Source organism: Bradyrhizobium sp. UFLA01-814 (assembly GCF_046718885.1).
Classification (GTDB): Bacteria; Pseudomonadota; Alphaproteobacteria; order Rhizobiales; family Xanthobacteraceae; genus Bradyrhizobium; species Bradyrhizobium elkanii.
Genome location: NZ_JAQOSR010000272.1, coordinates 1 through 7,107, shown reverse-complemented (window position 1 = coordinate 7,107; position 7,107 = coordinate 1). Strand labels below are relative to the sequence as shown.

At 64.6% G+C, this 7,107-nt stretch carries 5 protein-coding genes; 3 read left to right on the top strand and 2 right to left on the bottom strand.

Features of this window, described 5'->3' with window-relative positions; translation table 11 throughout:
• Positions 1-58: 58 nt before the first annotated feature.
• Entirely contained in the window at positions 59-1,771 is a 1,713-nt protein-coding gene (locus tag PMN64_RS40980) for an AMP-binding protein (protein WP_411784863.1), read from the bottom strand.
• Positions 1,772-2,149: 378 nt separating this feature from the next.
• On the bottom strand, positions 2,150-3,343 hold the full coding sequence (locus tag PMN64_RS40975; RefSeq protein WP_411784861.1) for a serine hydrolase domain-containing protein: 1,194 nt from the start codon (positions 3,341-3,343) through the stop codon (positions 2,150-2,152).
• 346 nt (positions 3,344-3,689) lie between these two features.
• Between PMN64_RS40975 and PMN64_RS40970 the strand changes: the two genes are divergently transcribed.
• From PMN64_RS40970 to PMN64_RS40960, 3 genes are all read left to right on the top strand, one after another.
• Positions 3,690-4,013 carry a hypothetical protein gene (locus tag PMN64_RS40970; protein ID WP_028344328.1) on the top strand — a complete coding sequence of 108 codons (324 nt, stop codon included), beginning with the start codon at positions 3,690-3,692 and terminating at the stop codon, positions 4,011-4,013.
• A 241-nt stretch (positions 4,014-4,254) separates the two neighbouring features.
• A complete protein-coding gene (locus PMN64_RS40965; RefSeq protein WP_411784860.1) occupies positions 4,255-5,751 on the top strand; it encodes an NAD-dependent succinate-semialdehyde dehydrogenase in 1,497 nt (498 codons plus the stop codon).
• Between the two features lie 618 nt (positions 5,752-6,369).
• Positions 6,370-7,107: TonB-dependent receptor plug domain-containing protein (locus PMN64_RS40960; protein WP_411784859.1), on the top strand; the 738-nt coding region annotated here is incomplete at its 3' end.

Here is a 7,107-nt window from a genome sequence, read left to right as displayed (position 1 = left end):
AGATGTGTATAAGAGACAGCGGCCCTCCCCCGCAAGCGGGAGAGGGAGAAGAACGGCATCACGCCGTCTTCGCCGCCTTCAATCCCAGCCGCTGCTCCACCGCATCGCGCATCACGAATTTCTGGATCTTGCCGGTCACCGTCATCGGGAATTCGTCGACGAATTCGACGTAGCGCGGGATCTTGTTGTGGGCGATCTGGCCATGGCAGAAGGCGCGGACCTCGTCGGCGGTGAGCGTTTCGCCCTGCCTGATCCTGACCCAGGCGCACAGCTCCTCGCCATAGCGCTCGTCGGCGACGCCGAAGATCTGCACGTCCTGAATCTTCGGATGGCGATAGAGGAATTCCTCGATCTCGCGCGGATACAAATTCTCGCCGCCACGGATCACCATGTCCTTGATGCGGCCGACGATGTTGCAGTAGCCCTCGTCGTCGATCACGGCGAGGTCGCCGGTGTGCATCCAGCCATTGGCGTCGAGCACGTCTGAGGTCTTTTCCTTCTCGTCCCAATAGCCGAGCATGATGCTGTAGCCGCGGGTGCAGAGCTCGCCGCGTTCGCCGCGCGGCACCACCTTGCCGTCGAGATCGACCACCTTGACCTCGACATGCGGATGGATGCGGCCGACGGTCGAGACGCGGCGCTCCAGGGGATCGTCGGTTGCGCTCTGGAAACTCACCGGGCTGGTCTCGGTCATGCCGTACGCGATCGTCACCTCGCGCATGTTCATCTCGGTGTTGACGCGCTTCATCACCTCGATCGGGCAGGGCGCCCCGGCCATGATGCCGGTGCGCAGCGAGGACAAGTCGAAGCGCGCGAAGTCGGGATGGTCGAGCTCGGCGATGAACATGGTCGGCACGCCGTACAGCGTCGTGCATCTCTCCTGCGCGACCGTCGTCAGCGTCGCCAGCGGATCAAAGCCTTCGCCGGGATAGACCATGGTGGTGCCGAGCGTGACCGAGGCGAGGTTGCCCATCACCATGCCGAAGCAGTGATAGAGCGGCACCGGAATGCAGATGCGGTCCTGTTCGGTCAGGCGCATGGCGCGGCCGGTGAAGTAGCCGTTGTTGAGGATGTTGTGATGGGTCAGCGTCACGCCCTTCGGCGAGCCGGTGGTGCCGCTGGTGAACTGGATGTTGACGGGATCGTCGAATTGCAGGCTGTCGCCGAGCGCCGCAAGCTGCTCGCGATGGCGCTCGCCGCCCATCTGCGATACCGCATCGAACGGAATGGTGCCCGGCGCCGCCGGTCCGCCGATCTGGATCACGGCGCGCAATTGCGGCAGCCGCGCCGAGCGCAGATGGCCTGGCTCGGAGCTCGCAAGCTCGGGCAGCAGCGTGTTCAGCATCTCCATATAGGCCGAGGTCTTGAACGCGGTTGCTGTCACGATCGCGGCGCAGCCGACCTTGCCGAGCGCGAATTCCAGCTCGCTGAGGCGATAGGCCGGATTGATGGTGACGAGGATCAGTCCGGCTTTCGCGGCGGCGAATTGCGTCAGCGTCCATTCCGGCCGGTTCAGCGACCAGATGCCGATCCGCTCGCCGCGTTGCAGCCCGAGCGCGAGAAAGCCCGCCGCCAAGGCCTCGACGTGATAGGCGAATTCGTTCCAGGTCCAGCGCACGTTGTGGCTCGGCGAGACCATCGCCTCGCGCTCGCCCCAGCGCGCCCGTGCACGGTCGAGGCTGCGGCCGATGGTTTCACCGAGCAGCGGCATATCGGAAATGCCGCAGACATAGCTGTCTGCCTTGCTGTCTCCCTTGGGTGTGGGTGCCAAGATCGTCCTCCTCGTGGTCGTGGTCGTGTTCGCGTCGCCGCGCTTTTTTGCGCGATCTTAGTCGTTTGGCGTCGGCAAGACAGGCCCGACCTATGGCCGGTACGAAAAATCCCTCCCCGTGAGGGGAGGGATTTCCGCGGCCGGCGATGGGAACCTGACTATGATGACGTTAGGCGTGATCGGGGCCCTGAAGTAGCTGTGCTCCCTCTCCCGCTTGCGGGGGAGGGTTGGGGTGGGGGTGTCGCCGCGAGTCGCACTCCCTCATTGGAGAGAGCCCCCACCCGCATCGCATCTTTCGATGCGATGCGACCTCCCCCGCGAGCGGGAGAGGTGCAGCGAGTGCGCTGTTGGACCGATGTCGCCTGACCTCGCTCTACCTTACGCCGCCCTCTGCCCGCTGCCGGCGTCGAGCCCGGCATAGATGCCCTTCTCGAAGCCCGCGAAGGCTTCCAGGCTGTGCTTGTCGGCGAACGGCAACAGCTGGGTCAGGATCACGCCGCAGACGTCGCGCGACGGATCGATCCAGTAATAGGTGTTGGCAAGGCCCGCCCAGGCGAGGCTGCCGGCGCTGCGGCCTTCCGGCGTCTTGGCGGTGTTGATGAGGAAGCTCAGTCCCCACTTCTTGACGATGTCGGGATAGAGATCGACATCGTTGGTGTACATCGGCAAGGCCGTCGTCATCTTGCCGACGGTGAGCTCGCCGATGTGATTCTGCCCCATGGTCGCGACCGTCTCGGCCTTCAGCACCTGATTGCCGTTGCCTTTGCCCTTGTTGAGGATCATCTGGCAGAACTTGATGTAGTCGGCCGCGGTCGAATACAGGCCGCCGCCACCCATGTGGAATTCAGGATTCTGCTCGAGCTCGAACGGGATTGCCGCCAGCGTGCCGTCCTCGCCGCGGGCATGCATGCCGACCAGCCGCTTGCGCATGTCGTCGGAGATCTTGAACGCGGTGTCGCTCATGCCGAGCGGTGCGAACATGTTGTCGCGCAGATAGGCATCGAGCTTCTTGCCGGATGCGGCCTCCACGGCCTTGCCGACGAAGTCGATATTGGTGCCGTACTCCCAGCGCGTGCCGGGATCGGTCATGATCGGCGTCTTCAACGCGGCATTCAGGCAGGTGATGATACCGGGCGTGCCGGTCTTTTCCAGATACTTGCCGAGGTTGCTGTCCCACATGTCGTAGGCGAAGCCGGCGGTGTGGGTCATGAGCTGGCGCAGCGTGATCGGCTTTTTCGCCGGCCGCAGCTGCGGCTCGCCCTTGGCGTCGAAGCCGTCGAGCACCTGCACCGCGGCGAGATCGGGCAACAGCTTGCCGATCGGCTCATCGAGCGACAGCTTGCCCTGCTCGACGAGCTGCATCGCGCCCGCCGAGGTCACCGCCTTGGTCATCGAGGCGATCCAGAACACGCTGTCCGCCGTCATGGGATCGCTCTTGGAGAGGTCGCGCTTGCCGAACGCGCCTTCGTAGATCACATCCTTGCCGGTGGCCGCGATGGCGACCACGCCGGGAATTTCCTTTGCCTCGCTCTTCTGGCGCAATACCTGATCGATCTGGGCCTTGCTCTGCATTGGGGGCTTCCTCCGGTGGGGTTTATTGTTTTGAAGTGGGCGGATCATCCTCCCGCTTTTCCGCTCCCGCAAGGCGGGCGCGAGGCGACGATGTCGCGATGTCGTGAAGGCCGGGCCGCTAGGAACGGCCTTGGTCGGGAGGCGTTCACCACGCGCGCAGATTTTGCAGGGGACGCCGCGCAAGTCCCGGTGACCTCCGCAAGCGGCCACGGTAACGTGATCAAGGAATGATTTTCGTACCTGATTATTTGCATTAACGCATTCAGATCGCTGCACAAACGGTGCGGCGGATTGGACCGGATTTGACGAAAAGATTCGTCATTTCCCGCCTTGCGGGGGCGCAGCAATGATTTCGACATGGAGTGAATGGAAGCGCTATCCGCGGCCGGGCCGCGGCGAGAATATCGAGGCGCCGATCAGCCCAGGTCTCTACGAAGTCCGCTACGCAGGTACCGGCGCGCTGCACTCGTTCGAGGCCGTCGAGAATGTCGCGCAGGCGCTGGCGCTGCTGCGGTCCGGCGCCAAATCCTGGTTCGGCCGCCGCGATGCGCGGACGCAGGCCGACCTCGAATACCGGACCTGCGCGACCTCGACCAAGGCGGACGCCAAGGCCGCGGCCGAGCGCATGATCGGCCGTCGTGAAACCTATATGTCTGGCGGGGCGGTCTGATCAGAGCCGTCATTCCGGGGCGATGCGCAGCATCGAACCCTCAGGTGCGCAACTGCGCACCGAGAATCTCGAGATTCCGGGTTCGGCTCTTAGAGCCGCCCCGGAATGACAACCCTCCAACAATCGCGCCGCGTTTGCGTCCAAGCAGGGTCGCGCCCGGCGCCGGTGCATCGCAGCGGCTTTCCGCTTATATAGGCGGCGAACACCCCCAAGAAATTCCAGAAATGACAGGAGTAACGCCATGACCCCGCCCGTTGCCGCACGCGCCACCCAATCCGCAGTATCCTCCCTGCAAAGCCGCCTGAAGGACCCCTCGCTGCTGCGCGACCGCTGCTATATCGATGGCGCCTGGGTCGGCACCCCCGAATTCGCCGTCAACAATCCGGCGACCGGCGTCGAGCTGATCAAGATCCCGCAGCTGAGCGCCGATGACGCGACCAAGGCCGTCGAGGCCGCCGAGCGCGCGTTTCCGGCCTGGGCCAAGCTGACCGCGAAACAGCGCTCCAACATCTTGCGCAAATGGTTCGATCTGATCATCGCCAACCGCGAGGACCTCGCGCTGATCCTGACCTCCGAGCAGGGCAAGCCGCTGGCGGAAGCGCTCGGCGAGGTCGATATCGGCGCCGCCTATGTCGAATTCTTCGCGGAAGAGGCGCGTCGCGTCTATGGCGAGACGATCCCGACGCAGCGTCCGGACGCGCGCCTGCTCGCGATCCGGCAGCCGATCGGTGTCTGCGGCGCCATCACCCCGTGGAATTTCCCGAACTCGATGATCACCCGCAAGGTCTCGCCGGCGCTGGCGGCCGGTTGCACCGTGGTGCTGAAGCCCGCCAACGAGACGCCGCTGTCGGCGCTCGCGCTCGTTGCGCTGGCCGAGAAGGCCGGCGTGCCGAAGGGCGTGTTCAACATCATCACCGGTGATGCGCCGCCGATCGGCAAGGTGCTGTGCGAGCATCCGGCGGTGCGCTTCGTCGGCTTCACCGGCTCGACCGAGGTCGGCAAGATCCTGTACCGGCAGGCGTCGGTCGGCGTGAAGAAGCTCGGCCTCGAGCTCGGCGGCAACGCGCCGTTCGTGGTGTTCGACGATGCCAACATCGATGCCGCGGTCGAAGGCGCCATCGTCTCGAAGTATCGCAACATGGGCCAGACCTGCGTCTGCGCCAACCGTCTCTATGCCCAGGACAAGATCTACGACGCGTTCGTCACGAAGCTGTCGAAGAAGGTCGCGGAGATGAAGATCGGCGACGGTACGGAAGCTGGCGTGACGCAGGGGCCGCTGATCAACATGGAAGCGATCGAGAAGGTCGAGCGGCACATCGCCGACGCCGTGAAGGGCGGCGCCAAGATCGTGACCGGCGGCAAGCGCTCGTCGCTCGGCCGCAGCTTCTTCGAGCCGACGGTGCTGTCGGATGTGCGGCCGGACGCGCTGGTCTCGCACGAGGAAACCTTCGGCCCGCTCGCGCCGGTGATCCGCTTCAAGGACGAGGCCGACGTGATCGCGATGTGCAACGCCTCGCCGTTCGGCCTCGCCTCATACTTCTATTCGCGTGACATCGGCCGCGTCTGGCGCGTCGCCGAGGCCCTGGAGTCGGGCATGGTCGGCGTCAACTCCGGCCTGATCACGACCGAAGTGGCGCCGTTCGGCGGCGTCAAGGAATCGGGCCTCGGCCGCGAAGGCTCGCGCCACGGCATGGATGAGTATGTCGAGATCAAATACGTGATGATGGCCGGCGTCTGATCGCCGGGCTGCGTGTCCCTTCGCCCTGGCGGGCGAGGGGACGCATGCCGGTGGATCCATCGGTCGTCGTTGTCGATCGCTCCGCCCGCCGGCATCCGCGGTCTGCGACAATTCACCGCGACGATTGGATGTATCGCGCAGAGCGCGACGACGCTCGCATCAAGAATCCCTCTAACCTCGAAGGTGGCGATTAGAAGCAAGCCGCATGCGCGCAAACGCCGATTCAGCGAAAGAATCATCGAAACGCGGAATCTGCCGCATCGATGTCGCTTCATGCAGCAGGTGTTATCCCCGTTGCTTAGATGCGTTCTAGTTGGCCTCACAACGCATGCTGCTTATGCCCCGGTGGTCGCGCTCGAACCCTGATGACGTTCGAGGCGAAGCCACGAAGAATCCGGGGACCTCATGCTCGTCAGTTCAAACGCTCCACGCGCATTTCAATTCGCGTGCGCGTCTCTCCTCCTTTCCGCGGTCCCTTCGCTCGCCCAGTCGCCTGAGCAGTCACCCGCGAGCAGCGTTGCGCCGCTGCCTCCAGTCGTCGTCACCGCGCAGCATCGAGCCACGCCGGTTCGGAGGCCGACGTCGTCGCGCTCAGTGCGCCCATCGGCATCGCGTCAGGTGAGCAGGCGCGAGCACGCGCCGCAGGCTGCGGCCGCGCCGACGGCCGGCGCGCAGCAGGCGGCGTTGCCCGTGCCCTATATCGGTGGCCAGGTCGCGCGCGGCGGGCAACTCGGCCTGCTCGGCAACAAGGACTACATGGAGACCCCGTACAGTCTGACGAGCTACACCGAGAAGACGATCCGCGATCAGCAGGCAACCAGCGTTGCGGAAGTGCTGACCAATTCCGATCCGTCGGTACGTGCTGCGATCGGCAGCAGCAACCGCTACGACGCGCTGACCATCCGCGGCTTCCGGGTCGAGAACAGCGAAATCGCCTTGAACGGACTCTACGGCCTCGTTCCGGCCTACCGCATCAATCCGGCTCCCATCGAGCGCATTGAGCTGCTCAAGGGGCCGGGCGCCTTTCTCAACGGAATGGCTCCGCAAGGCAGCATCGGTGGCACGGTCAATGTCGTGACGAAGCGGGCGGCGGAAGACATCACGCGCCTGACCGCCGGCTACATCTCGGATGGACGTTTTGGAACGGAGCTGGACCTCGCACGCCGCTATGGCGAACGGAAGGAATGGGGCGTTCGCTTCAACGGCGGGATCGACGGCGGCAACACCACGATCGATCGGCAGTCGGCGCGCAACGGCGTGGGCTCGCTCGGTGTCGACTATCATGGAGAGCGCTTTCGCTGGTCGGCGGACATCATCTCCCAGGACGACTGGATGAAGGCGGCCCAGCGCGGCTAC